Genomic DNA, 23,246 nt, shown 5'->3' with positions numbered 1-23,246 from the left:
CGCATGACCCGGGGCGCCGTCGTCGAACATCACCCTCTTGTGGCCTGATCGGCGGCCCACTGCTCCCGCCGGGGCGGGGGAGGAGAGGGGCGGGAGCATCGCCGCCGCCGGCTTCCTGCCGCGCCGCGCGCTGCTCGCCTCCCTCCTCGCCGCCACCCTTCCGGCCTGCGCCGCCGCGGGGCGGGGTGCGCCGCTCGCCACCGCCTTCGCCCTGCCGGACCTGCCGGCGGGCTCGCCGCTCCGCCCCCTCGGCGGGCTCGAGATCGACCGCGCGGTGCTGGGCTTCGGGGGCCTGTCCGGCCTGCACCTCGCCCCCGACCTGACGCTGACCGCGGTCAGCGACCTGGCGCGCTTCGCGGAATTCACCCTTTCGCTCGATGCGGGTCTGCGCCCGCGGGGGCTCTCGCTGCGCCGCAGCGGCCATCTGGGCGACGGCGCGGGGCGGCCGCTGCCGCGCGGCTTCGCGGGGGATGCGGAGGCGCTGGCCCGGCTGCCCGACGGGCGCTGGCTGGTCGCCTTCGAACGGTGGCACCGCATCCGCGCCCATCGCGACCTGGCCGGCCCCGCCGCCTATGTGGAGGCGCCACCGGGGTTGGAACGCGCCCCGGCGAATGGCGGGCTCGAAGCCCTGGCGGTGCTGGCGGATGGGCGGCTGCTGGCCCTGTCCGAGGACCTGCCCATGGCGGATGCGCCGGGCGTCTCGGTGGGCTGGGTCGGCGGCCCGGGCGCCTGGCGGGCGGTCGGCTACCGTCCCGCGCCGGGCTTCGCCGCGGTGGATGCGGCCGGGCTGCCCGATGGCGGCGCGCTGGTGCTGGAACGCGCCTTCTCGTTTTTCACGGGCTTCGCGGGCCGGCTGTGCCGCCTGCCCACCGCGGCGTTGCGCGACCCCGCACCCGGTGCGGTGCTGGAGGGTGAGGAGGTGCTGCGGCTCGTCCCGCCGCTGCCGGTGGACAACTATGAAGGCGTCGCCGTGGCGGCCCATGCCGGCCGCAGGCTGGTCGCCCTCCTGTCGGACGACAACGAGAATCGCCTCCAGCGCACCCTGCTCCTGCTGTTCGAATGGGTGGGGTAGGGCATTTCCGGAGGGCCGGCCCCCGCCTCATGCGCCCAGCAGCCTTGGCTGACCCATGCGGCCGGCGCAGCCGGCCGAGGCCGCGGATGCGGCCGCCCGGCGCATGAGGGCACGGAAAGGCAGACGAGCGGTCATCGAAGATGACTGGTCGTGTCAGGCAGCCTCCAGCAGCCGGGTGCGCGGCAGGGTCAGCCAGGCGCGGGCGCCGATGCCGGGGGCGCTTTCCAGCTTGATGTCGCCGCCATGGGCGGCGGCGAGCGACCTTGCCAGGCTAAGACCGAGGTCGAGCCCGCGGGTCCCGCCGGCCGGGCTCGCCGAATCGGCCAGGATGTCGGCCGCGGCCAGGCCATCGCCCTCATCCTCGATGACGATGGCCAGCGTCTCGCTCGCGACCACATGGCGCAGCGCCACCACGTCGCCGTCGCGGGAATGGCGCGCGGCGCGGCGAAGCAGTGCGGCCAACGTGCCTTCCAGGGCGCGGCGGTCGGCGCGGATGGTCAGCCTGCGCAGGGCCGGGTCCACCTGCCACTGGCGGTGCCCCGGCCGGATCTGCGCTGAGACGGCGGCAACCGCCGCATCCACCACCGGGCCGAGCGGCCCCGGCAGTTCCTTCAGGGCGCGGCTTCCCGGCTCCCTCGCGAATTCTGCAAGGTCGTCGGCGACGCGCAGCAGGTGCTGCGCGATGGCGTGCAGCCCCTGGCCGCCGCTCCGCCCCGCTTCCGCCGCCTGCGCCATCAGGGCGAGGCCCGGCCCGCGCAGTTCGGCCGCGGCCAAGGCCAGCCCGCGGCCACGCGCGGCCGCCAGCCGTTCCGCCGCCGCTGCGCGCGTCTCCGCCGCGCGCCAGCCGCAGCGGGCGCGGAGAAGCAGGCCGCCGAGCAGGGCGACGAGAGCAAGAAGGGGAAGGATGGCGTCGCCAGGCTGCATGTCGCGCAACATGCCGCGAACTGGACTAAGAAAAAGTAAAGGCCGGTGCGCATCGCCTGACGGTGTCAGGTGATGCGTACACCGGCCCGCCGGCGCAACGGAATGCCGGGCGAGGGAAGGCGGCTCAGGCCGCCTTCTTCTCCTGCGCGCGCTCCAGCCGGCGCTTCAGCACCAGCGCCTCGGCCGGCAGGCGGCGGTCGGGGGTGCCGAGGAGGAAGGCGTCGAGCCCGCCATTGTGCTCCACCGTACGGATGCCGTTGACCGACAGGCGCATGCGCACCGGCGCGTTCAGGATCTCGGAGTAGAACGAGGCGTCCTGCAGGTTCGGCAGGTAGCGGCGTCGCGTCTTGTTGTTGGCGTGGCTGACGTTGTTGCCCGTCAGCACGCCCTTGCCGGTGATTCCGCAGCGGCGGGCCATGGTGGTGTTCCTGTCGTGCGCCTGGGGAATGGTCAGCCGGCCCGGCCGGTCCCCCACGCGCGAAGTGGTCCGGAGCGGGGGCGTATCGCGGAAACCGGCCTGGGCGTCAAGCCCGGCCCGGTCCTCCTGCCTGCTGCACGAAGGTTTCACCTTCCTGCCCCTCGGACGCCGGGCGGGCCGCATCCGCGGCCCTTGGCTTCGCGGCACCTGCCGCGGCGGCCATCCGGCCGCTCGGCCAGCTTCGCTGGCCGCAGGACAGTTCAGGGCTCGGCAGTATCACATGCTTCCCGCCGCGCCGGGGCCGGGCTTGCGCATCTCCGCCAGCTCCCCCGATTCCACCGAGGCGAGCGCGCTGCGCAGCACCTGCGCCACCGCGCGGTCGTCCATCGACCGCGACAGCATCCCCAGCGCGCCGCCCAGCAGCGCGGAGGCGACGGAGATCGGCGCGATCCCCTGCTCCATCATGTACTCGATGGCCTTGTCCACCACCGATCCGGCGTGGCTGAGATCTTCCGGGGCCACGCCCTGTGGATCGAACTGCATCGGCGCTCTCCTGTCCCGCCCGCCACATAGGCAGACCCTCGGGGGAGGGGAAGCCCCGTTGGGGCAAGTCAGGCCGGCGCGGCAGCGCCTTCCTCCGCCGCCCGCTCGGCCGCCTGCGCCGCCGCCGCGGCCTCGGCCGCCGCCACCGCCTCGGACTGGCGGCGCCACATGGCGGCGTAGAGCCCGTCCTTCGCGATCAGCGCGCCGTGGTTGCCGCGTTCCGCCACCTGCCCGTCCTGCAGTACGATGATCTCGTCCGCATCGACCACGGTGGACAGCCGGTGCGCGATCACCAGCGTGGTGCGCCCGCGCGCCGCGTCGCGCAGCGCCGCCTGGATCTCCTGCTCGGTGCGGGTGTCGAGCGCGCTCGTCGCCTCGTCGAGGATCAGGATGCGGGGGTCCTTCAGCAGGGTGCGCGCGATCGCCACCCGCTGCTTCTCGCCCCCCGACAGCTTCAGCCCGCGCTCCCCCACCATCGTGTCGTAGCCGTCGGGCAGGCGCAGGACGAAGTCGTGCACCTGCGCCAGCCGCGCCGCATGCTCGATCTCCTCCTGGCTCGCGCCCGGGCGGCCATAGGCGATGTTGTAGCGGATGGTGTCGTTGAACAGCACGGTGTCCTGCGGCACCACGCCGATCGCCGCCCGCACGCTGTCCTGCTTCACCGCGCGGATGTCCTGCCCGTCGATCGCGACGCGCCCGCCCGTCGCGTCGTAGAAGCGGAACAGCAGGCGCGAGATGGTGGACTTGCCCGCCCCGGTCGGCCCGACGATCGCCAGCGTCCGCCCCGGCGGCACGGTGAAGGACACGCCCTTCAGGATCACCCGGTCGGGGCGGTAGCCGAAGCGCACATCCTCGAACGCGACCTCGCCCGCGCGCACGGCCAGCGGCTGCGCGCCGGGCGGGTCCTGCACCTCGCGTTCCTGCCGCATCAGGCGGAACATCGCCTCCATGTCGGTCAGGGACTGCTTCATCTCGCGGTAGACGAAGCCCAGGAAGTTCAGCGGCAGGTAGAGCTGGATGAGGTAGGTGTTCACCAGCACGAAGTCGCCCACGCTCATCCGCCCCGCCGCCACGCCGTTGGCCGCCATCAGCATCACGACGGTCAGGCCGACCGCGATGATCGCGGCCTGGCCCATGTTCAGCGCGTTCAGCGTCACCTCGCTGCGGATATAGGCCTTCTCGTACCGCGCGAGCGAGGCGTCGTAGCGCCGCGCCTCATGCGCCTCGTTGCCGAAATACTTCACCGTCTCGTAGTTCAGCAGGCTGTCCACCGCCTTGGTGTTGGCGTCCTGGTCGGTCTGGTTCATCTCCCGCCGGAAGCGCAGCCGCCAGTCGGTGAAGACCAGCGTGAAGGCGATGTAGGCGCCGATGGTGCCGAGCGTGACGGCCGCGAAGCTGAAGTCGAACATCGCCCACAGGATCACCGCGACCAGCAGGATCTCGATCAGCGTCGGCACGATCGAGAACAGCATGAAGTCCAGCACGAAGATGATGCCCCGCGTCCCGCGCTCGATCACCCGCGACAGGCCGCCGGTCTGCCGGTCCAGGTGGAAGCGAAGGCTCAGCGCATGCAGGTGCCCGAAGACCTGCAGCGCGATCCGCCGCGACGCGCGCGCCTGCACCTGCACGAAGACCGCGTCCCGCAATTCCCCGAAGGCGGCCGACGCCACCCGCAGCAGGCCGTAGCCCAGCACCAGCCCGATCGGCACGGCGGCGATCGCCGCGCCCGGCACCTGCGGGCTCAGCGCATCCACCGCGCGGGCCAGCGCGATCGGCACGACCACGTTCGCCGCCTTGGCCGCGACGAGGAAGACCAGCGCCAGCACCACCCGCAGCCGCAGCCCCGGCTCCCCCGGCGGCCACAGATAGGGGGCGAGGGTCGCGAGCGTCCTGAGGTGGTTGGTCTCGTCGGGCGTCTTCTGGTCGGGGGAGGGGGGCAACGCGGTCTCCGGTGGGTCCGTTCGGCGCCAGACTTGGGCATCCCGGCTCCGGGGGGAAGGCATGGCTGCCCCGCGTCCCCCGCTTGCGGGGCAGGGCAGGGTGGGGGCATCACCGCGCCCACACACCGCCGCGCGGACCCCCATGCCCCCCTTCGCCGCCCTCTGGCGCCATGTCGAGGCCTGCAACAACATCGCCTCGCCCGCGCATCTGCTGCCCTTTCGCATCGCCGGCCGGCAGGTCGGCTGGCTCGGCCCCGACCTGGCCCGCGCCCTCGCCTTCTTCCCGCGCGACGTGCATTTCGACCGCGACGGCGTCACCCTCGCCGGGCGCCTGCGGGGCGAGGCCGCCTGCACCGCCGCACTCGAACGCCTCGCCACCGCGCTCGCCGGGCGCGGGCACTTCGTGCTGCGCGGGGAAGCCTTCGACGTGCGGGAGGCACCGGACGGTCCCGTCCTCGCCCGGCTCGACCGTGGCGCGCTGCCGGCCTTCGGGGTCATCAGCCAGGGCGTGCACGTCAACGGCTTCGTCCGCCGCCCGGACGGGCTGCACCTGTGGTGCGGCACGCGGTCGCGCCGCAAGCCGGTCGCGCCCGGCAAGCTCGACCACCTCGTCGCCGGCGGCATCCCCGCCGGCCTCTCGCCCGTCCAGTGCCTGGTGAAGGAGGCGGAGGAGGAGGCGTCCCTGCCCCCCGAGATCGCCGCCCGCGCCGTGCCCGCCGGCCGCGTATCCTACGTCATGGCGACGGAGGAGGGGCTGCGGCGGGACGTGCTGCACTGCTTCGACCTCGAACTGCCCGCCGACGTAACCCCCTGCCCGAACGACGACGAGGTGGAACGCTTCGACCTCCTCCCCGCGCGCGAGGTCCTCGCCCGCGTCGCCGGGACCGAGGAGGTGAAGTTCAACGTCAACCTCGTGCTGATCGACTTCGCGCTTCGCCACGGCCTGCTCTCCCTCGCCCCCGAGGAGGAAGCGCGCCTGCGCGCGGGCCTCGACCAGGTGGGGTGAGCCGCCCCGCCCGGCCTGCCGCTATTCCCGCCGGCGCAGCCGGGCGGCGGGGATGCGGATCTCGCAGCTCAGCCCCTCCGGCTTCCAGTCGAAGGCGATGGTCCCGCCCAGCTGGCCGCGGATCGTCGCCTCCAGCAGCCGCGTCCCGAAGCCGCGCCGCGTGGGCGGGGCGAGGACCGGCGGGCCGCCCCGCTCCACCCAGCGCAGGACGAGGGTCTCCCCTCCCCCCTCGAACCCCCAGGAGACATGCAGCCGCCCCTCGGCCTCGCGCAGCGCGCCGTGCTTGGTGGCGTTGGTGGCCAGTTCGTGGATGGTCATCGCCATCGGCTGCACCGCATGGGGCGCGAGCGAGACCGGCCCGCCCTGCAGCAGCGGGGGCTGGCCGGGGCGGCGGTGGAAGGCCCGCAGCTCGCCCTCGATGATGGTGCGCAGGTCCGCCCAGGCCCAGCGCCCTTCCGCCAGCACCGCATGGGCGCGCGCCAGGGCGGCGATGCGCCCCTCGATCGCCGCGGCATAGGCCTGCGGATCGTCCTTCGGCGTCAGGTGCAGCGCCGCCTGCACCACGGCCAGCGCGTTCTTCGCGCGGTGGTCCACCTCGCGCGCCAGCAGCAGCCGCGCCTCCTCCGCCTGCTGGCCCGCGGTGATGTCCTGCACCACGCCCGTCATCCGCCGCGCGGGCCCGGCCGGGCCGCGGCGCGGGTCCAGCACGGCGCCGCGCGCCTGCAGCCACCGCACCTCGCCCCCGGGCAGCACGACGCGGTAGCGGTGGTCGAAGGTGCCGCCTTCCCGCGTCAGGCGTTCCCGCGCCTCGGCCAGCGCGGCGCGGTCGGCGGGGTGGACGACGGCGAGCACGGTGTCGAAATCGATCGGCACGTCGGGCGCGATGCCGTAGAGTGCGCGCAGCGCCGGCTCCGCCTCCGAAGCGCCGCCGGGGCCGAATTCGAAGGCGACGATCCCGGCGGATTCCTGCGCGCGCCGCAGCCGCGCCTCCGCCGCCAGCGCCGCCTCCGCCTCCCGCCGGCGGAGGCGCAGTTCCATCTCGTCCACCGCGATCGCGGCGAGGCTGGCCAGCCAGCGCGGCCCGGCCGGCGGCAGCCCCTGCGGGCGCGGCGCGAAGTCCAGCACGCTGACCGTCCCCACCCGCTCGCCCCCCGGCGCGACCAGCGGCGTCCCGGCGTAGAAGCGCAGATGCGGCGGCCCGGCGACCAGCGGGCTGTCGCGGAAGCGCGGGTCGGCCGTGAGGTCCGGCACCACCAGGACGCGCCCCGGCCCCTCCAGCCGGATCGTGTGGTCGCAGACCGCATGGGCGCGCGGCCATTCGTGCCGGTCGAGTCCGACCCCCGCCTTCACCCATTGCCGGTCGGAATCCAGCAGGGAGACGAGCGCGACCGGCACCTCGAACAGGTCGCGCGTCAGTTCCGCCACGCGCGCGAAGGCGGGCTCATCCGGCGTGTCGAGGATTCCGTAGCGCCGGAGCGCCTCCAGCCGGGCCTCCTCGGCCGGCACCCCGCCGCCTCCGCCGCTCGACAGGACCGTCTCGGGCCTCATGGACGTGCCTGTCCCGGTTGCGGATGGTCTGTGTGGCCATGCAGCCTATGCGGGTGCGGCCTGCAAGTCACGACTCCGTTCCATGTGCCGGCGCCGCGCTGGCCTAGCCGCCCATGGCGCCTTCGCGCGCCAGCACCCCTTCCGCGATCTCCCCGCGCGTCCCGATCCAGACCTCCGGCGTGCGCGCGGCGAGCTCGGCGATGCGTTCCACGTACCACGCGCCGCGCGGGCGGCCGAAGATGTGGGCGTGGATCGTCACGTCGATCAGCCGCGGGCCGTCGCCGGGCCGCGCCAGCGCGATCTCGATGTTCTCGCGGAAGCTTTCCAGCATCAGCGCGGGCGGGTTGCCGTATTTCATGAACGGCATGTCGTTCACGTCGGTGACCAGCGGGATGGTGACGATGGGTCCCGCCGCGGTCCGCGTCAGGTAGGGCAGGTCGTCGTCCAGCGTGTCGCCGATCCAGCGGTATCCCGCCTCCGCCAGCAGCCGCGCGGAATTCATCCCCGATGTCGCGCGCGGGCTGAGCCAGCCCGTCACCCGCCGCCCCGACGCCTGCTCCAGCAGGTCGGTGCAGCGGCGGATGTTCGCCCTCTCCTGCGCCTCGTCCAGCATCAGCGGGATGACGTCCATCGCGTAGGAATGGCTGGCGATCTCGTGCCCCGCCTCGGCCGCCGCGCGGATCACCTCCGGCCGGCGCTCCGCGATGACCGCATTCGCCAGCACGGTGGAGCGCGCGCCGTAGCGGCCGAGCGCCTCCATCAGCCGCCCCATCCCGCGCTTCGGCCCGTACTCCGCCCAGGAGATCGCCATGCTGTCGAGAAGGCCCGCCGGCAGCGGGTTGCCCATCGGGCTGATCCCCGGCGCCTTGCCGTCCGACCACGCCTCCAGGCAGATGTTGAACACCACCGCGATCCGCCGCCCGCCGGGCCACAGCCAGTCCGCGCGCTCCATCCCGTCCTCCCCTTTCCCCGGAACCTCTCGCGCCGATCCTTCCCCGCCGCGCGCGCGGCCGCAAGCGGGCCTTGCCGGTCCCCGCGCGCCGGTCCATCGTTCCCGACAAGGACAGGTGGAGGAACGCGGCGTGCGCATCGTCATCCCGGACGACTATCAGGATGTCGTGCACCGCCTCGACTGCTTCCGCCTGCTCGACGGGCACGAGGTGGTGCGCCACCGCATCCCCGCCCGCGACCTCGACGAACTCGTCGGGCGGCTGCGCGACGCGGAGGTGGTGGTCGCCATCCGCGAACGCGTCGTCTTCTCCCGCGCGCTGCTCGAACGCCTGCCGCGCCTGCGGCTGATCGCGCTTGTCGGGCGGCATGCCAGCACGATCGACCACGCCGCCTGCACCGAACTCGGCATCGCGGTGGCGACCGGCCACAGCGCCTCCGTCGTCGCGCCGGCCGAGCTGACGATGGCGCTGATCCTCGCCGCGCGCCGCAACGTCGCGATCGAGGCGGAGCGGATGCGCCGCGGCGAATGGCCCTGCACGCTGTCCCACCGGCTGCGCGGCAGCACGCTCGGCATCGCCGGCTTCGGGCGGATCGGCGCGATGGTGGCGGAGGCGGGGCGGGGGCTCGGCATGCGGGTCCTCGCCTGGGGGCGGGAAGGCTCGCGCGAACGCGCCGCCGCGGCGGGCTTCGAGGCGACGGCGGACAAGGACCGCTTCTTCGCGGAGAGCGACGTGCTTTCGCTGCATCTCCGCCTCGGCCCCGCCACGCGCGGCATCGTCGGGGCCGACGACCTCGCGCGGATGAAGCCCACCGCGCTGCTGGTGAACACCGCCCGTGCCGAGCTGGTCGCGCCCGGCGCGCTGGAAGCCGCGCTCCGCACCGGCCGCCCCGGCTTCGCCGCGGTCGACGTGTACGAGGACGAGCCGGTGGTGGACGGCGACCATCCGCTGCTGCGCCTGCCCAACGCGCTCTGCACGCCCCATATCGGCTGGGCCGAGTGGGAGTGCTTCGAGCAGTATTTCGGCGAGACCTTCGCCGAGATCGCCACCTTCGCCGCCGGCGGCCGCCCGCGCCTGGCCAATCCGGAGGTGGTCCTGCGCGCCTAGTGCCTGATCCGCGGAGGCGGAACCGCCCGGGCGACCGGCCCGGCCACGAGGGAGGGGAGAGGAACGACCATGCACGGGAATGGACGCATCGGCGCCGTCACGCGCCGCGCCGCGCTGCTGGGCACCGCGGGGCTCGGCCTGTCGGGACCCGCTCTCGCTCAGGCCGAGACCTGGCCAGACCGCCCGGTCCGCATCGTCGTCCCCGTCCCTCCGGGCGGCATCGTCGATGTCGTCATCCGCCTGGTGGGGCGGGAGATGGCGTCCCGCACGGGCCAGGGCATGGTGATCGACAACCGCCCGGGTGCCTCGACCAATGTGGGCAGCGAGTTCGTCGCGCGGTCCCGCGGGGACGGCTACACGCTGCTGACCAATTCGCTGCCGCTGGTGGTGAACCCCGCGCTGATCGGCCCCGCCGGCTTCGACGTGCGGACGGACCTGCGCCCCGTCTCCCTCATCGCCGCCATCCCGCTGGTGCTGGTGGTGCATCCCTCGGTCCCGGCCGCGTCGGTGGCGGATCTGCTGGCGCTGGCGCGCGCCCGGCCGGGGGCGCTGACCTATTCGTCGGGCGGCAACGGCACCAACCAGCATGTCGCGGCGGAGCTGATGAAGTCGCTCGCGGGGGTGGACATCCTGCACGTCCCCTATCGCGGCGGCGGCCCGGCGCAGGTCGCGCTGATCTCGGGCGAGGTGAATGCCAGCCTGCTCTCCGCCGTCGCGGTCCTGCCCATGCTCGGCACCGGCCAGCTGCGCGCGCTGGCGGTGACGGGGGCCGAGCGGCTGGCGCTGCTGCCCGACGTGCCGACGCTGGCCGAGGCCGGGGTGCCCGGCTACGAATTCACCAGCTGGGTCGGCATCCTCGCCCCCGGCAGCACGCCGCCCGCGCTGGTGCAGCGCATCAACCGCGCGGTGGTGGAGGCGACGCGCGCCCCCGCCGTCAGCGACCGCCTGGTCGCCGATGGCGCGCAGGTGGTGGCCAGCACGCCGGAGGTCTTCGCCGCCCAGATCGACACCGAACTCGGCCGCTGGGCGCGGCTGGTGCGGGAGACGGGGATGAAACCGGACTGACGCCGTACTGCGTTCCTGCGCCAGCGCGGACGCTGGACGGCATCACCCCGCCGCCTCCTCCTTCTTCCAGGCCTGCAGCTTGCGGTAGATGGTGGAGGGGTTGATGCCGAGCATCGCCGCCGCCCGCGGCACGTCCTGCCCGGTATGGTCCAGCGCCGCCAGGATGTGGCGCTTCTCCACCACCGCCAGCGGTTCGAAGCCGTCGGCGGCGGGCGGGGCAGGGGCGGGGCGTTCCGGGGGGGCGGGCGGCTCGGGCCAGGGGGCGGCGGCGGGCTCCGGTGCCACGGGCGCGGGCGGCGCCTCGGCCGCCGGTTCCGCCGGCGCGGCGGTGGCCCGCGGCGCGCCCGCGCCGCGCAGCAGCATCGCCGGCAGCATCCCGCGCTCCACCCTCTCGCCGTCCTGCAGCACGACGATGTTGCGCACCACGTTCTGCAGCTGCCGCACGTTGCCCGGCCAGGGATAGGCCATCAGCGCCGCCTCCGCCTCGCGCGCGAAGCCGCGGAAGCGGCGGCCTTCCTCCTTCGCGAAGCTGGCCAGGAAATGCCGCGCGATCAGCAGCACGTCCTCCCCCCGCTCGCGCAGCGGCGGCATCTCCACCGGCACGACATAGAGCCGGTAGTACAGGTCCTCGCGGAAGCGCCCCGCCTCCACCTCCGCCCAGGGGTCGCGGTTGGTGGCGGAGACGATCCGCACATCCACCTTCTCCGCCCGCGACGCGCCGACGGGCTGGAGGATGCCGGTCTGCACGAAGCGCAGCAGCTTCACCTGCATGTCGAGCGGCATCTCCCCGATCTCGTCGAGGAACAGCGTCCCGCCATCCGCGAGCTTCGCCGCGCCGGTGCGATTCTCGGTCGCGCCGGTGAAGGCGCCCTTCACATGGCCGAAGATCTCGCTCTCCAGCAGGTCGCGCGGGATGGCGCCGCAGTTCAGCGCGACGAAGCCGCGCCCGCGGCGCGGGCTCGCGCGGTGCACCGCCTCGGCCGCCAGCTCCTTGCCGGTGCCGCTCTCGCCGGTGATGAAGACATTGGCCTTGGATGCCGCCACGCTCTCCACCGTGCGGTAGACCGCCTGCATCGCGGGCGACGCGCCGATGAAGCCCATGAAGCGGTCGCGCTGCAGCTGCGCCTTCACCTCGCGCAGCTCGCTCGCCAGCGCGCGCTTCTCCAGCGCGTTGCCCAGCGTCACCGTCAGGCGCGTCTTGGCGAAGGGCTTGACGATGAAGTCCACCGCGCCCTCGCGCATGGCCTCCACCGCGTGGTTCACGCTGCCATGGGCGGTCACCACGATGACCGCCGCCTCCAACCCCTCGGCGCGGAGCTTCCGCATCGCCTCGAAGCCGGAGAAGTCGGGCAGCTCGATGTCCATCAGGATGGCGTCGGGCAGCCAGGCGCGCGCCTGTTCCAGCGCGGCGGTCCCGGTTTCCGCGACGCGGATCTCGTGGCCCAGGTCGCGCAGCAGCGCGCGGGCCACTTCGGCCTGGGTCGGCGTGTCCTCGACGATCAGGACGCGCGCGGGGCCGCCAGCCATGCGGCTCCTAGGCGGAGCCCGGCGGATGCTCCGCCAGCGCCGACAATTCGGCCAGCGCGGAGGACGCCTCCTGCCGGACCTGGGCGGCGAGGCTGCGGGGGTCCTCGGTCCGGCGGTGGTCCATGGCGATGCGCGCCACCGCTTCCAGCCGGCGCGCGCCGACCGCGGCTGCGGCCCCGGCCAGGCTGTGCGCGGCGCGGCGGTAGCCGTCGAGGTTGCCCGCGGCCACGCAACGGTCCAGCTCCACCGCGAGCCGGCCGAGGTCATCCTCGAAGGTGCGCAGGATGCGCACGAAGTCGTCGCGCGGCAGGTCGGCCGCGAGCTGTCCTGCCACGTCGGGATCGATTGCGCTCACGTCGAACCCTTCGCATTGCAGGCGGCCGCGGTCAATTCGCCAGCGTGCGGCGGAAGCGGTGGCGACGTACATCCCGGATCCTCAGGGCTGGGTCACGGGCTGCGCGGCGCGGCGGCCGAGGAGGTCCCAGGCGGCGGCGCGGCTCGGCGCGGCGGCGAAGGCGGACAGGCGCAGCAGCGCCGCCCGCGCATGCCGCCCCGCGAGTTCGGCGCCGTCCGCCTCGAGCGCGAGCTGCGTGGTGCGGCACAGCCGCGCCGCCTCGGGGTCGAGAGCGGTGGCGGCCGGGGCATAGGCGTCGGCGACGCGCCGGCGTGCGCTGCGGCGCGTCAGCCCCTCCTCCGATTCCGGGGCGACCGCGCGCACCAGGCGGTCGGTCAGGCGGCGCGGGATGCAGCCCACCGGGCCGCAGGCGGCCAGGTGCAGCCAGAGGTCCCAGTCCTCGGCCCGCGCCAGCTGCTCGTTGAAGCCGCCGACGGCGCGCAGCAGCGCGGTGCGGGCCATGACCGTGGAGGTCGCGACCAGCGGCTCGGCATAGATCTGCGCCTGCGCGTCGCGGTCCAGCAGGAAGCCTTCCTGCCGCATCGTGTGGCGGGCGGCGAAGCCGGTGCAGCGGGCGAAGCCGCCGGACAGCTCGGTGCCGTCCTCGGCGAAGCGGCGGTGGTCGGTGAAGGAGAAGCCGATCTCCGGGTGCAGCCGGTGCAGCTCCATCTGCTGCGCCAGCTTGCCGCGGCGCCAGCGGTCGTCCGCGTCGAGGAAGGCGACCAGCGGCGCTCGCGCGGCGGACAGTCCGGCGTTGCGCGCGGCCGCGGGGCCGAGGCCGGGGGTGGACAGCGCCCGCACCCGCCGGTCGCTCGCGGCGATGGAGCGGAGGTAGTCGGCGGTCCCGTCGCTCGACCCGTCATCCACCACGATGATCTCGATGGCGGCGCCCCCGCCGACGGAGGCGATCGCGCCCGGCAGCCAGCGCAGCGCGTTGCGCGCCGGGATCACCACGGAAAGCTTCGGCTGGGCGGTCACGTCCGGGCCTCTCGATCTGCATCCGGCGACCCCTGCGGAACGGGCGGGGCGGCCGGCTGGGCGGGGCGGTGCATCCGGCATGCCGGCAATCCGCGTTGCGAAATGCGAGATCTGGTTCGGTTCTCCGTCGATCTGTTTTCATTCCGGCAACATGTTGATGAAATCTGATCGCAAAATGCGGGGCCGGCGACTGGCACGCCGGATGCGTCGGCATCGCCACGGCCGCGCCGCGGAAGCCGCGCGACCGCGGAGTGCGAGACATGCCATTCGATGCCGGACGCCGGGTCCACCTCCCGGCCGGCGCGGGGACCGCCCCCCCGGTGCTCTACGTCCTGCCCGCCCCGGGTGCCGAGCCGCCCGAGACGGAGCAGGCGACCGCGGCCGAGATGGAGGGCCTGCGCGGCCTCGGCCGTCCCGTCGTGGCCTTCCGGCTGGGGATGCCGGCCGCCGATGCGCCCTGGCGGGCGGCGGCCCACGCCGCGATGCGCGGCGGGCGGCTCGGCGCGATGGCGCGCAACCCGCTCGGCCTGGCGCGGGCCACGTCCTTCGCGATGGCGCAGCGGGCCATGCCGCCGCGCGCGGCGCTGCGCCTCGGCGCCCGCGTGGCGGCGGCGGCGCGGCTGCATGGCTGCGGGCGCGTCCACGCCGCCTCCACCGACGCGGCGGCGACGGCGGCGCTGCTGGGCGCGCGGATGGCGGGGCTGCCGGCCTCCATCGCCGCGACCGGCCGCGACGTCTATGCCGATGCGACGGACCTGCCGCTGAAGCTGCGCGCCGCCGACCTGGTGCTGGCCGCCTGCACCGAGATGGCGCAGGACCTGCGCGACCTTGCGCCCCGGTCGCGCGTGCGGGCGGTGAACCGCGGCGTGGACACCGACCTGTTCCGGCCAGAGCCCGGCATCGAGCGGAACGGAAGGCTGCTCTGCCTGGCGCCGCTGGTGCCGCGGTCCGGTGTCTCGACGCTGCTCGCCGCGCTCGGCGAATTGCCGCCGGAGCAGCGCCCGGTGGTCGACGTGATCGGCGCCGGGCCGCTGCTGGAGGCGCTGCGCGCCGAGGCGCTGGAGAGGCAGGTGTCGGACCATGTGCGCTTCCTCGGCCGCCGCGGCCGCCGCTGGATCGCGGAGGAGGCGCAGCGGTATCTCGGCCTGGTCGCGCCGGGGGTGGTGGCGCCGGACGGCGACCGCGACCCGGCGCCGGTCGGCGTGCTGCAGGCGATGGCGCTGGAACTGCCGGTCGTCGCCTCCGCGCTGATGGCGATGCGGGAGGTGGTGCAGCCCGATTGCGGCCACCTGGTCCCGGCGGGGGAGGCGACGCCGCTGGCGCGCGGGATGCGCTGGCTGCACGCGATGCCGGAGGACCTGCGCCGCCGGCTGGGCCGCGCCGGGCGCGACCGCGTGCTGGCCGGCTACACCATGGTCCAGCGCGCGACCCGGCTGGCGCAGGCGCTGGGCTGAGGGCGGAAGGGGCGCGCGGCGGAAACATGCGGGGCGGGGCTGGTGCAGGCCGGAAGCGGGGCACCATCTCCAGCCTCCACCCGTCATCGAGGTCCGTGGTGAGCTGTTCCGTCCTGCTGCATGAACTGAAGGCCGAGGCACGGCGCGTCGCCCTTGCGCGGCGCGCGGCGATGGACCCCGCGCTCGGCGCGCGGCTGGCCGGGCATGTGCTGCGGGACGCCCCGCCGCCGGCGGGCGCCGTGGTCGCCGGCTTCTGGCCGATGGGGCCGGAGATCGACATCCGGCCCCTTCTCCACGCGCTCCACGCGCGCGGCCATGCGCTGGCGCTGCCCGTCACGCCCGGGCGCGGCCGGCCGCTGCTGTTCCGCCGCTGGCGGCCGGGCGATGCGCTGGCGCGCGGGCCGATGGGCACCAGCCAGCCGGGGCCGGAGGCGGAGGCGACCGTGCCGGACTGGCTGCTGGTGCCGCTGCTGGCCTTCGACGGCGCGGGCCGGAGGCTGGGCTATGGCGGCGGCTACTACGACCGGACGCTGGCTGCGCTGCCGGGCGCGCGGCGGCTCGGCTGCGCCTATGCCTGCCAGCGGCTTGACGAGGTGCCCGCGGGGCCGGAGGACATGCCGCTCCACGCCGTCGCCACCGAGGCCGGCGTCACGACCTTCGGAGCATCCCCGGCTTGAGAATCCTGTTCCTCGGCGATCTCGTCGGCCGCGCCGGGCGCGATGCCGCCGGCGAGGCCATCCCCGCGCTGCGCCAGCGGCTCGGCCTCGACCTCGTGGTGGTGAATGCCGAGAATGCGAGCCACGGCTTCGGCCTGTCGCCGGAGATGGCGCGGGCGCTGTTCGCGGCGGGGGCGGATGTGCTGACGCTCGGCAACCACGCCTGGGACCGCAAGGAGATCATCCCCTACATCGAATCGGAGCGCCGGCTGATCCGCCCGCTGAACTACCCCCCGGGCACGCCCGGCCAGGGCAGCGTCGTCGCGGAACTGCCGGACGGGCGTCGCGCGCTGGTGGCGCAGGTGATGGGGCGGCTGTTCATGGACGCGCTCGACGATCCCTTCCGCGGGCTGCAGGCGGTGCTGGCGGCGCACCGCATGGGCGCGGGCGGCACGGTTGCGGCCATCGTGGTGGATGTTCATGCCGAGGCGAGCAGCGAGAAGCTGGCCATGGGCCACAGCTTCGACGGCCGCGTCTCCCTCGTCGTCGGCACGCACACGCATACGCCGAGCGCGGACCACCAGGTCCTGGCCGGCGGCACCGCCTTCATGAGCGATGCGGGCATGTGCGGCGACTATGACAGCGTGATCGGCATGGAGAAGGGCGTCGCCAGCCTGCGCTTCTGGAAGAAGGTCCCGGGCGAGAGGCTGGCGCCGGCGGAGGGCGAGGCGACCGTCTGCGGCGTCTTCGTCGAGACCGACGACGCGACCGGGCTGGCGCGGCGGGTGGAGCCGCTGCGGATGGGCGGGCGGCTGAGCCAGGCGGTGCCGGCGGCCTGACGGCGGGCGGCTGCGGGGGCGGGTCAGGCCTGGGCGGCGCTGTGCGCGGGCTGGCGGGTGCCAAGCTCGGCCTCGATCAGGGCGCGGGCCTGGGCGGGGGGCATCGGCCGGCCGAACAGCCAGCCCTGGCCCTCGGCGCAGCCCTGCGCGCGCAGCCATTCCGCCTGCTGCTCCGTCTCCACGCCCTCGGCCACCACCACCATGTCGAGCGTGCGGCCGAGGCCGAGGATGGTGGCGACGATGGCCTGCACCCGGCGGTCCTCCGGCAGGTCGCGCAGGAAGGCACGGTCCACCTTCAGCTTGCCGAAGGGGAAGCGCCAGAGATGCGCGAGCGAGGACCAGCCCGTGCCGAAATCGTCCATCGCGATCCCGACACCGAGGTCGCGGAGGTCCCGCAGCAGGCGCTCGGTCGAATCGAGGTCGCGCTGGAGCAGGCTTTCCGTCACCTCCAGTTCCAGCCGGTGCGCGGGCAGGCCGCTCTGCGCCAGCGCCTCCGCCACCGTCGCGACCAGCCCGCCATGGCGGAACTGGGCGGGGGAGAGGTTCACCGCCACGCCGATGCCGCCGGGCCAGGCGGAGGCCTCGGCGCAGGCGGCACGGACGACCCAGGCGCCGAGCGGCACGATCAGGCCGGAGGCCTCCGCGATCGGGATGAATTCGTCGGGCGGGACCATCCCGCGTTCCGGATGCGGCCAGCGCAGCAGCGCCTCGAACCCGACCAGGCGGCCGTCGGACAGGCGGCGCTGCGGCTGGTAGTGCAGCAGGAACTGGCCTTCCGCGATCGCCTGGCGCAGGTCCTGCTCCAGCGCGCGGCGGCGGCGCAGCGCGGTGTCCTGCGCGGGCTCGAAGCAGCAGACCCCGGCTTCGGGCCGGGCGCGGGCATCGGCCAGCGCGCCTTCGGCGCGGGCCAGCAGCACGCCGGCTTCCGCCCCGTCCCCCGGCGCGATGGCAAGCCCGATGTCGAGGGCGCAGTCCAGCCGCTGCCCCGCCACCAGGAAGGGGCGCGACATGGCGGCCAGCAGGCGCGAGGCAAGGCGCATGGCGCCTTCCGGCTCGGGCAGGGCGGTCTGGACCACCGCGAAGCGGTCGGCGCCGAGCCGCGCGACCGTGTCCTCCCGCCGGACGGTCTGGCGCAGCCGCGCCCCGACGAGTTCGAGCACGGCATCGCCGCCCGCCCGACCCAGCGTCTCGTTCACCAGGCGGAACTGGCGGATGTCGAGGACCAGCACGCCGACATGCCAGCCCTGGCGGGTGGCGAGGGAGAGCGCCTCCTCCAGCCGGTCCCGGCATTCCGCCTCGCCGGCCAGGCCGGTGCGGAGGTCCCGCCCCGCGATCCGCCGCGCCAGCGCCGCCCCCACGCGCCGGTGCAGCAGCCGCGCGCCGAACGCGGCGCCGCCCGCCGTCACCACCACCAGGCCCAGGAACAGTGCGACCAGCCCCGCCCGCTGCCCGGTGGCGACCATGGCGACATGCAGGGCGAGGATCTCGGGCAGGGCGAGGGCGCCGAGCAGCAGCCCCGCCAGGGCAGCGAGCAGGGGCAGCCGCGCGGCACCCGTGGGCGGCGGGGCCACGGCGGGGACAGGCGGCGGGGTGGGCGCTGATCCGACCATGGCGGAATAGTGCGGCGCTGTTTGTGAACACCGCGTTGAGCGGCCGGGCTTCCGGCCGTGGGAGGCCCGCCGGCACGCCCCCACGGCCCGCGGCGGACCGCGGATTTGCCGCAGGCCCCGGCGCGCCGGTATAGGGGCGCCATGGCGGGCCCGCCCGCCCCGACCCGGACCGACGACCGGACCGACAACGAGACGAGAGAGAGGCGGCGATGGCCGGCCATTCCCACGCGAAGAACGTGATGCACCGCAAGGCGGTGCAGGGCGCCAAGCGCGCCCGCGCCTATGGCAAGCTGATCCGGGAGATCACCGTCTCCGCCAAGACCGGGCTGCCCGACCCGGCGCACAACCCGCGGCTGCGGGCGGCGGTGAAGGCGGCGCTGACCGCCAACATGACCCGCGACACGATCGACCGCGCCATCAAGCGCGTGGCGCAGGGCGCGGCCGGGGAGAATTACGAGGAGGTGCGCTACGAGGGCTACGGCCCGCACGGCATCGCGGTGATCGTGGAGGCGCTGACCGACAACCGCAACCGCACCGGCGGCGACCTGCGCAGCATCTTCGCCAAGGGCGGCGGCGCGCTCGGCGAGACCGGCTCCGTCTCCTTCCAGTTCGAGCGCAAGGGCGTTCTGCGCTACCCCGCCGCCGCGGCCAGTGCGGATGCGATGCTGGAAGCTGCGATCGAGGCCGGGGCCGAGGACGCGGAGAGCGACGCGGATGGCCATGAGGTCAGCACCTCGGTGGAGGATTTCGCCGCCGTGCGCGATGCGCTGGAGGCGAGGTTCGGCACCGCGGAGGCCGCGCGGCTGGAATGGTGGCCGAGCACGAGCCTCACCCTCGATGCCGAGAAGGCGGCCGAGGTGATGAAGCTGCTCGACGCGCTCGACGACCATGACGACGTGCAGCAGGTCTACGCCAACCTCGAGGCGGACGAGGCGGCGATGGAAGGGCTGGGCGCGTAGGGCGCCGCCGGCCGTCCGCGTTCTGGTAGGAAGGCCGGATGGCAGCCACCCCGATTCGCATCCTCGGCCTCGATCCCGGCCTCCAGCACACCGGCTGGGGGCTGATCGAGCATGACGGATTCCGGCTGCGCTTCGTGGCCGATGGCGTGATCTCGACCCAGGCAGCGGACGACCTGCCGCAGCGACTGCTGGCGCTGCACCGCGGGCTGGCGCAGGTGATCGCGGGGATGACGCCGGACGAGGCGGCTGTGGAGCACACCTATGTCGCGCGCAACCCGGAAAGCGCGCTGAAGCTGGGCCAGGCGCGGGGCGTGGTGCTGCTGGCGCCGGCGCTGGCCGGGCTGCCGGTGCGCGAATACGGCGCGATGGAGGTGAAGCGCGCGGTGGTGGGCACCGGGCATGCGGCGAAGGAACAGGTGCAGGCGATGGTCCGCCAGCTCCTGCCCGGCGTGACCTTCCGGCGCGCCGATGCGGCCGATGCGCTGGCCATCGCCATCTGCCACGCCCATCACCGCAGCACGCGCAACGCCTTCGCGAAGGCCGTCGCGAGGGCGGGCGCATGATCGGCAGCCTCACCGGCCGGGTGGAGTCGACCCATGAAGGGGGCTGCGTGCTGGATGTGGGCGGGGTCGGCTACCTCGTCGCCTGTTCGCGCAAGACGCTCGACCGGCTGACGGCGCGGGAGGGGGTGCAGAAGCTGCTGGTGGAGACGCGGGTCAGCCAGGACGCCATCACCCTGTTCGGCTTCGCCGACGCGACGGAACGCGAGGCCTTCCGCGCGCTGATCGAGGTGAAGACGGTGGGCCCGCAGAAGGCGCTGCTGGTGCTGTCCGGCCTGTCCCCCAACCAGCTCGCCGCCGCCATCGCCGCGAAGGAACGCAAGCGCCTGGCGGAGGTGAAGGGCCTCGGCGCCGCCACCGCCAACCGCATCATCGACGAGCCGGCGATGCAGAAATGGGCGGTCGGCCGCGCCACGCCCGATCCCGACGGGCTCGGCGGCGTTGCCCTCCCTGCACCCCCGGCGCCGCAGGGCAACGAGGCGGATGCGGTCTCGGCGCTGGTCAATCTCGGCATGAAGCGGCCGGAGGCGGCGGCCGCGGTGGCGCGGGCGGCGAAGCGCATGGACGACGCCGCGGAACTCACCGCCCTGATCACCGAGGCGCTGAAGGAGATGGCGCCGCGATGAGCGAGCGGATGACGGACGGCGCGCGGCAGGAGGAGGACGCGACGGAGGGCAGCCTCCGCCCGCAGTCGCTGCGCGACTTCATCGGCCAGAAGTCGCTGCGCGAGAACCTGGAGGTCTTCGTGGGCGCCGCCCGCCAGCGCGGCGAGGCGATGGACCACGTCCTGCTGTTCGGCCCGCCTGGCCTCGGCAAGACCACGCTGGCGCAGATCGTCTCGCGCGAGCTGGGCGTCGGGTTCCGCGCGACCTCGGGCCCGATCCTGCAGCGGGCGGGGGACCTGGCGGCGATCCTGACCAACCTCCAGCCGCGCGACGTGCTGTTCGTGGACGAGATCCACCGCCTCCAGCCCGCGATCGAGGAGACGCTGTACCCGGCGATGGAGGATTACCGCCTCGACCTCATCATCGGGGAGGGGCCGGCGGCGCGGACGGTTCGGATCGACCTTCCCCCCTTCACGCTGGTGGGCGCCACCACGCGGGCGGGGCTGCTGAGCCAGCCGCTGCGCGACCGCTTCGGCATCCCGCTGCGGCTGCAGTTCTACGACGTGGAGGAGCTTCTGCTGATCGTCCGCCGCGGCGCCGAGAAGCTGGGCTTCGCGCTGGCCGAGGACGGGGCGATGGAGATCGCGCGGCGGTCCCGCGGCACGCCGCGCGTGGCGGGGCGGCTGCTGCGCCGGGTGCGGGACTTCGCGCAGGCCGCCGGGCGCGCCGCGGACCGGGCGATGGCCGATGCGGCGCTGGCGCGGCTGGAGGTGGACCGCCTCGGGCTCGACGCGCAGGACCGCCGCTATCTCCGCCGCATCGCCGAACACCATGGCGGCGGGCCGGTGGGGGTGGAGACGCTGGCCGCCGCGCTGGCCGAAAGCCGGGACACGCTGGAGGAGGTTGTCGAGCCCTTCCTGATCCAGGAAGGGCTGGTGCTGCGCACCCCGCGCGGGCGGATGCTGGGGGAGCCGGGGTGGCGGCATCTCGGCATGGCGCCGCCGGCCGGGCTCGGCGCGCAGCTCGACCTGCTGGCGGGGATGCCGCCGGAGGCGGAGGGGTGATGCGGGCCGGAAAGGGCGCGCCCGCCATGAAAACACCACCCGGACACCGCTTTCCCGTCCGCGTCTATTTCGAGGATACCGATGCGGGGGGCGTGGCCTATCACGCCAACTACCTCAGATGGGCCGAAAGGGCCCGGACCGAATCCTTGCGTTCCATGCACTTGCCCCATGCGCTTATGATGGAGCGTCACAATTCGATGCTCGTGGTGCGGCGCATCGAAGTGGAGTATGTGCGGCCCGCCCGGCTCGACGAGGCCCTCCTCGTCGAGACGCGCATCCGCGATGTCGGCGCCGCCACCCTCGACCTGGAACAGGATGTTCTGCGGGAGGAGGGGGAGGAGGTGCTGGCGCGGCTGCGGGTCGGGCTGGTCTGCGTCGCGGCCTCGGGCCTGCGTCCCGTGCGGCTCCCCGAGCCGTGGCGGGGGCGGCTCGTGGCGCTGGTTCGGGGGGCCGACGCCCCCTGATGGGATGAGCCGGGTCTGAGCCCCGGCGGATGTGAGGAGTTCCTGGCCTTGGGCAACGTCGGCGCAACCGCGCTCGCCCCCCTGGCGCACGACCTGTCGCTCTGGGCGCTGTTCTGGCAGGCGGACTGGGTGGTGAAGGGGGTGATGCTCGCCCTCCTGCTCGCCTCGGTCTGGGTGTGGGCGATCGTCTTCGAGAAGGTGACGACGCTGCGCCGCATCCGCCGCGCGGCCGACGAGTTCGAGGACCGCTTCTGGTCGGGCGGCAGCCTCGAGGAGCTGCACAACGCGGAAGGCGAGCGCCCGGGCCACCCGATGGCGGCTGTCTTCGGCGCGGGGATGCGCGAATGGCGCCGCTCCGCCGGCCGCGGCGCCTTCAGCGACCTGGCGGTGACCGGCATGAAGGAACGCGTGGACCGCGCCATGGGGGTGGCGGTGCAGCGGGAGATGGAGCGGCTGGAGCGGTGGATGGTGTTCCTCGCCACCATCGGATCGGCCGCGCCCTTCATCGGCCTGTTCGGCACGGTCTGGGGCATCATGAACAGCTTCTCCGCCATCGCGGGGATGCAGAACACCAACCTCGCCGTCGTCGCGCCCGGCATCGCGGAGGCGCTGTTCGCCACCGCCATCGGCCTGGTCGCCGCCATCCCGGCGACCATCGCCTACAACAAGTTCGCGTCCGACTTCGCGCGCTTCGCCGGCCGGCTGGAAGCCTTCGCGGCCGAGTTCGGCGCCATCCTGTCCCGCCAGTCCGAAGCGGCGGCCGAGCCCGGGCGCACCGGCCGCGCGCCCGCGCCGGTGGCGGAGTAGGGACGATGGCCGGGCCGCTTCTCGGCGGGCGGGGGCCGCGCGGCCGCTACCGGCCGATGTCGGAGATCAACGTCACGCCCTTCGTGGACGTGATGCTGGTGCTGCTCATCATCTTCATGGTGGCCGCGCCGCTGATGACCGTCGGCGTGCCGGTGGACCTGCCGCGCACCAACGCGACCCCGCTGAACCAGGAACAGGAACCGCTGACCATCACGGTGAACCCGGAAGGGCGCATCTTCCTCCAGGAGACCGAGGTGCAGCTGGAAGGGCTGGTGGCGCAGCTCCAGGCCATCCTGGGCAGCCAGCAGCAGCAGCCCGGCCAGCCGGAGCGGCGGATCTTCGTCCGCGGCGACCGCGCCATCAGCTACGGCCGCGTGATGGAGGTGATGGGCACGGTCAGCGCCGCCGGCTTCACCCGCGTGGCGCTGCTGGCCGAACAGCCGCAGGGCCGCCCGGCCGCCGCCCCGGCCCCCGCACAGCCGCCGCGCGGCCAGCGCCCCGCCCAGCCGGCGGGCCGCTGAGCGGGGGGACGGCAGGGGTGGGCGTCCTCGCGCTGCGTGGCGACGACCGGCAGGACCAGGCGCTGCGGCGCTGGGCGATGGTCTCGCTCGGCCTGCATGTCGGGCTGGCGGTGGCGGGCCTCGTCTATGGCTATGTGAAGCCGCTGCCGCCGCCGCTGGAGATGGCGGTGACGGTGGAGTTCACCTCCCCCGTCCCGGCGCAGCAGGCGCGCGGCGACCAGCCCGCGCCCGCGCC

25 protein-coding genes are annotated in these 23,246 nt (G+C 74.3%); 15 read left to right on the top strand and 10 right to left on the bottom strand.

From position 1 onward, the window contains the following. The first annotated feature begins 37 nt into the window (after positions 1–37). Positions 38–1,072, top strand: a complete 1,035-nt coding sequence (locus tag ACK8OX_RS21820) for an esterase-like activity of phytase family protein (RefSeq protein ID WP_430666368.1) — start codon at positions 38–40, stop codon at positions 1,070–1,072. A 153-nt stretch (positions 1,073–1,225) separates the two neighbouring features. On the opposite strand, the gene ACK8OX_RS21815 is transcribed toward ACK8OX_RS21820, so the two are convergent. The 4 genes from ACK8OX_RS21815 to ACK8OX_RS21800 all read right to left on the bottom strand — a co-directional run bounded on the left by ACK8OX_RS21815 (position 1,226) and on the right by ACK8OX_RS21800 (position 4,960). Beyond that, on the bottom strand, positions 1,226–1,996 hold the full coding sequence (locus ACK8OX_RS21815) for a sensor histidine kinase (protein ID WP_430666367.1): 771 nt from the start codon (positions 1,994–1,996) through the stop codon (positions 1,226–1,228). A 124-nt stretch (positions 1,997–2,120) separates the two neighbouring features. Beyond that, complete coding sequence (rpmB, locus tag ACK8OX_RS21810) at positions 2,121–2,414, bottom strand: 50S ribosomal protein L28 (protein ID WP_430666366.1); 294 nt, start codon at positions 2,412–2,414, stop codon at positions 2,121–2,123. 276 nt (positions 2,415–2,690) lie between these two features. Further along, on the bottom strand, positions 2,691–2,957 hold the full coding sequence (locus tag ACK8OX_RS21805; protein WP_430666365.1) for a hypothetical protein: 267 nt from the start codon (positions 2,955–2,957) through the stop codon (positions 2,691–2,693). 68 nt (positions 2,958–3,025) lie between these two features. After that, positions 3,026–4,960 carry an ABCB family ABC transporter ATP-binding protein/permease gene (locus tag ACK8OX_RS21800; protein WP_430666364.1) on the bottom strand — a complete coding sequence of 645 codons (1,935 nt, stop codon included), beginning with the start codon at positions 4,958–4,960 and terminating at the stop codon, positions 3,026–3,028. Positions 4,961–5,039: 79 nt separating this feature from the next. On the opposite strand from ACK8OX_RS21800, the gene ACK8OX_RS21795 reads away from it, so the two are divergent. Beyond that, positions 5,040–5,903: a DUF4743 domain-containing protein gene (locus tag ACK8OX_RS21795; RefSeq protein ID WP_430666363.1), complete on the top strand. Its 864-nt coding sequence runs from the start codon at positions 5,040–5,042 to the stop codon at positions 5,901–5,903. Positions 5,904–5,924: 21 nt separating this feature from the next. Here ACK8OX_RS21795 and ACK8OX_RS21790 read toward each other — a convergent pair whose 3' ends face one another. Together ACK8OX_RS21790 and ACK8OX_RS21785 are read right to left on the bottom strand one after the other, a co-directional pair. Beyond that, a complete protein-coding gene (locus ACK8OX_RS21790; RefSeq protein ID WP_430666362.1) occupies positions 5,925–7,451 on the bottom strand; it encodes an HWE histidine kinase domain-containing protein in 1,527 nt (508 codons plus the stop codon). Positions 7,452–7,554: 103 nt separating this feature from the next. After that, a complete protein-coding gene (locus ACK8OX_RS21785) occupies positions 7,555–8,403 on the bottom strand; it encodes a polysaccharide deacetylase family protein (RefSeq protein ID WP_430666361.1) in 849 nt (282 codons plus the stop codon). A 130-nt stretch (positions 8,404–8,533) separates the two neighbouring features. On the opposite strand from ACK8OX_RS21785, the gene ACK8OX_RS21780 reads away from it, so the two are divergent. Together ACK8OX_RS21780 and ACK8OX_RS21775 are read left to right on the top strand one after the other, a co-directional pair. Further along, positions 8,534–9,508, top strand: coding sequence for a D-2-hydroxyacid dehydrogenase family protein (locus ACK8OX_RS21780; protein ID WP_430666360.1), 975 nt, complete (start codon positions 8,534–8,536; stop codon positions 9,506–9,508). 69 nt (positions 9,509–9,577) lie between these two features. Continuing rightward, entirely contained in the window at positions 9,578–10,573 is a 996-nt protein-coding gene (locus ACK8OX_RS21775) for a tripartite tricarboxylate transporter substrate binding protein (RefSeq protein ID WP_430666359.1), read from the top strand. A gap of 42 nt (positions 10,574–10,615) precedes the next feature. On the opposite strand, the gene ACK8OX_RS21770 is transcribed toward ACK8OX_RS21775, so the two are convergent. The 3 genes from ACK8OX_RS21770 to ACK8OX_RS21760 form a co-directional block, all read right to left on the bottom strand. Further along, the gene (locus tag ACK8OX_RS21770) at positions 10,616–12,100 is read right to left on the bottom strand and encodes a sigma-54-dependent transcriptional regulator (RefSeq protein WP_430666358.1); all 1,485 of its coding nucleotides are present in this window, start codon (positions 12,098–12,100) and stop codon (positions 10,616–10,618) included. A 7-nt stretch (positions 12,101–12,107) separates the two neighbouring features. Next, positions 12,108–12,455: an Hpt domain-containing protein gene (locus ACK8OX_RS21765; protein ID WP_430666357.1), complete on the bottom strand. Its 348-nt coding sequence runs from the start codon at positions 12,453–12,455 to the stop codon at positions 12,108–12,110. 81 nt (positions 12,456–12,536) lie between these two features. Beyond that, positions 12,537–13,472, bottom strand: coding sequence for a glycosyltransferase family 2 protein (locus tag ACK8OX_RS21760; RefSeq protein WP_430666356.1), 936 nt, complete (start codon positions 13,470–13,472; stop codon positions 12,537–12,539). Positions 13,473–13,732: 260 nt separating this feature from the next. On the opposite strand from ACK8OX_RS21760, the gene ACK8OX_RS21755 reads away from it, so the two are divergent. The 3 genes from ACK8OX_RS21755 to ACK8OX_RS21745 all read left to right on the top strand — a co-directional run bounded on the left by ACK8OX_RS21755 (position 13,733) and on the right by ACK8OX_RS21745 (position 16,421). Continuing rightward, positions 13,733–14,926 carry a glycosyltransferase family 4 protein gene (locus tag ACK8OX_RS21755; protein ID WP_430666355.1) on the top strand — a complete coding sequence of 398 codons (1,194 nt, stop codon included), beginning with the start codon at positions 13,733–13,735 and terminating at the stop codon, positions 14,924–14,926. A gap of 98 nt (positions 14,927–15,024) precedes the next feature. Continuing rightward, positions 15,025–15,603, top strand: a complete 579-nt coding sequence (locus ACK8OX_RS21750; RefSeq protein ID WP_430666354.1) for a 5-formyltetrahydrofolate cyclo-ligase — start codon at positions 15,025–15,027, stop codon at positions 15,601–15,603. After that, entirely contained in the window at positions 15,600–16,421 is an 822-nt protein-coding gene (locus tag ACK8OX_RS21745; RefSeq protein WP_430666353.1) for a TIGR00282 family metallophosphoesterase, read from the top strand. Before ACK8OX_RS21750 ends, ACK8OX_RS21745 begins: the two co-directional genes overlap by 4 nt. 23 nt (positions 16,422–16,444) lie before the next feature. On the opposite strand, the gene ACK8OX_RS21740 is transcribed toward ACK8OX_RS21745, so the two are convergent. Beyond that, positions 16,445–17,992, bottom strand: a complete 1,548-nt coding sequence (locus ACK8OX_RS21740) for a putative bifunctional diguanylate cyclase/phosphodiesterase (RefSeq protein ID WP_430666352.1) — start codon at positions 17,990–17,992, stop codon at positions 16,445–16,447. 248 nt (positions 17,993–18,240) lie between these two features. On the opposite strand from ACK8OX_RS21740, the gene ACK8OX_RS21735 reads away from it, so the two are divergent. The 8 genes from ACK8OX_RS21735 to ACK8OX_RS21700 all read left to right on the top strand — a co-directional run. Continuing rightward, positions 18,241–18,990 carry a YebC/PmpR family DNA-binding transcriptional regulator gene (locus ACK8OX_RS21735; protein ID WP_430666351.1) on the top strand — a complete coding sequence of 250 codons (750 nt, stop codon included), beginning with the start codon at positions 18,241–18,243 and terminating at the stop codon, positions 18,988–18,990. Between the two features lie 38 nt (positions 18,991–19,028). Beyond that, positions 19,029–19,553, top strand: a complete 525-nt coding sequence (gene ruvC / locus ACK8OX_RS21730) for a crossover junction endodeoxyribonuclease RuvC (RefSeq protein ID WP_430666350.1) — start codon at positions 19,029–19,031, stop codon at positions 19,551–19,553. Then, positions 19,550–20,176 (top strand): Holliday junction branch migration protein RuvA, encoded by a 627-nt coding sequence (gene ruvA / locus ACK8OX_RS21725; protein ID WP_430666349.1) that lies wholly within the window; start codon positions 19,550–19,552, stop codon positions 20,174–20,176. Before ruvC ends, ruvA begins: the two co-directional genes overlap by 4 nt. After that, a complete protein-coding gene (ruvB, locus tag ACK8OX_RS21720; RefSeq protein ID WP_430666348.1) occupies positions 20,173–21,219 on the top strand; it encodes a Holliday junction branch migration DNA helicase RuvB in 1,047 nt (348 codons plus the stop codon). The genes ruvA and ruvB overlap by 4 nt, the downstream gene beginning before the upstream one ends. After that, a complete protein-coding gene (locus tag ACK8OX_RS21715; RefSeq protein WP_430666347.1) occupies positions 21,219–21,683 on the top strand; it encodes a YbgC/FadM family acyl-CoA thioesterase in 465 nt (154 codons plus the stop codon). The genes ruvB and ACK8OX_RS21715 overlap by 1 nt, the downstream gene beginning before the upstream one ends. A 48-nt stretch (positions 21,684–21,731) precedes the next feature. Next, on the top strand, positions 21,732–22,490 hold the full coding sequence (gene tolQ / locus ACK8OX_RS21710; protein ID WP_430666346.1) for a protein TolQ: 759 nt from the start codon (positions 21,732–21,734) through the stop codon (positions 22,488–22,490). A 5-nt stretch (positions 22,491–22,495) separates the two neighbouring features. Beyond that, the gene (gene tolR, locus ACK8OX_RS21705; protein WP_430666345.1) at positions 22,496–23,011 is read left to right on the top strand and encodes a protein TolR; all 516 of its coding nucleotides are present in this window, start codon (positions 22,496–22,498) and stop codon (positions 23,009–23,011) included. A gap of 17 nt (positions 23,012–23,028) precedes the next feature. Further along, the coding region (locus tag ACK8OX_RS21700; protein ID WP_430666344.1) for a hypothetical protein at positions 23,029–23,246 on the top strand (218 nt) is incomplete at its 3' end.

This window comes from Falsiroseomonas sp. CW058, from assembly GCF_050563535.1.
Classification (GTDB): Bacteria; Pseudomonadota; Alphaproteobacteria; order Acetobacterales; family Acetobacteraceae; genus Falsiroseomonas.
This window is presented reverse-complemented; position numbering and strand designations above follow the sequence as displayed.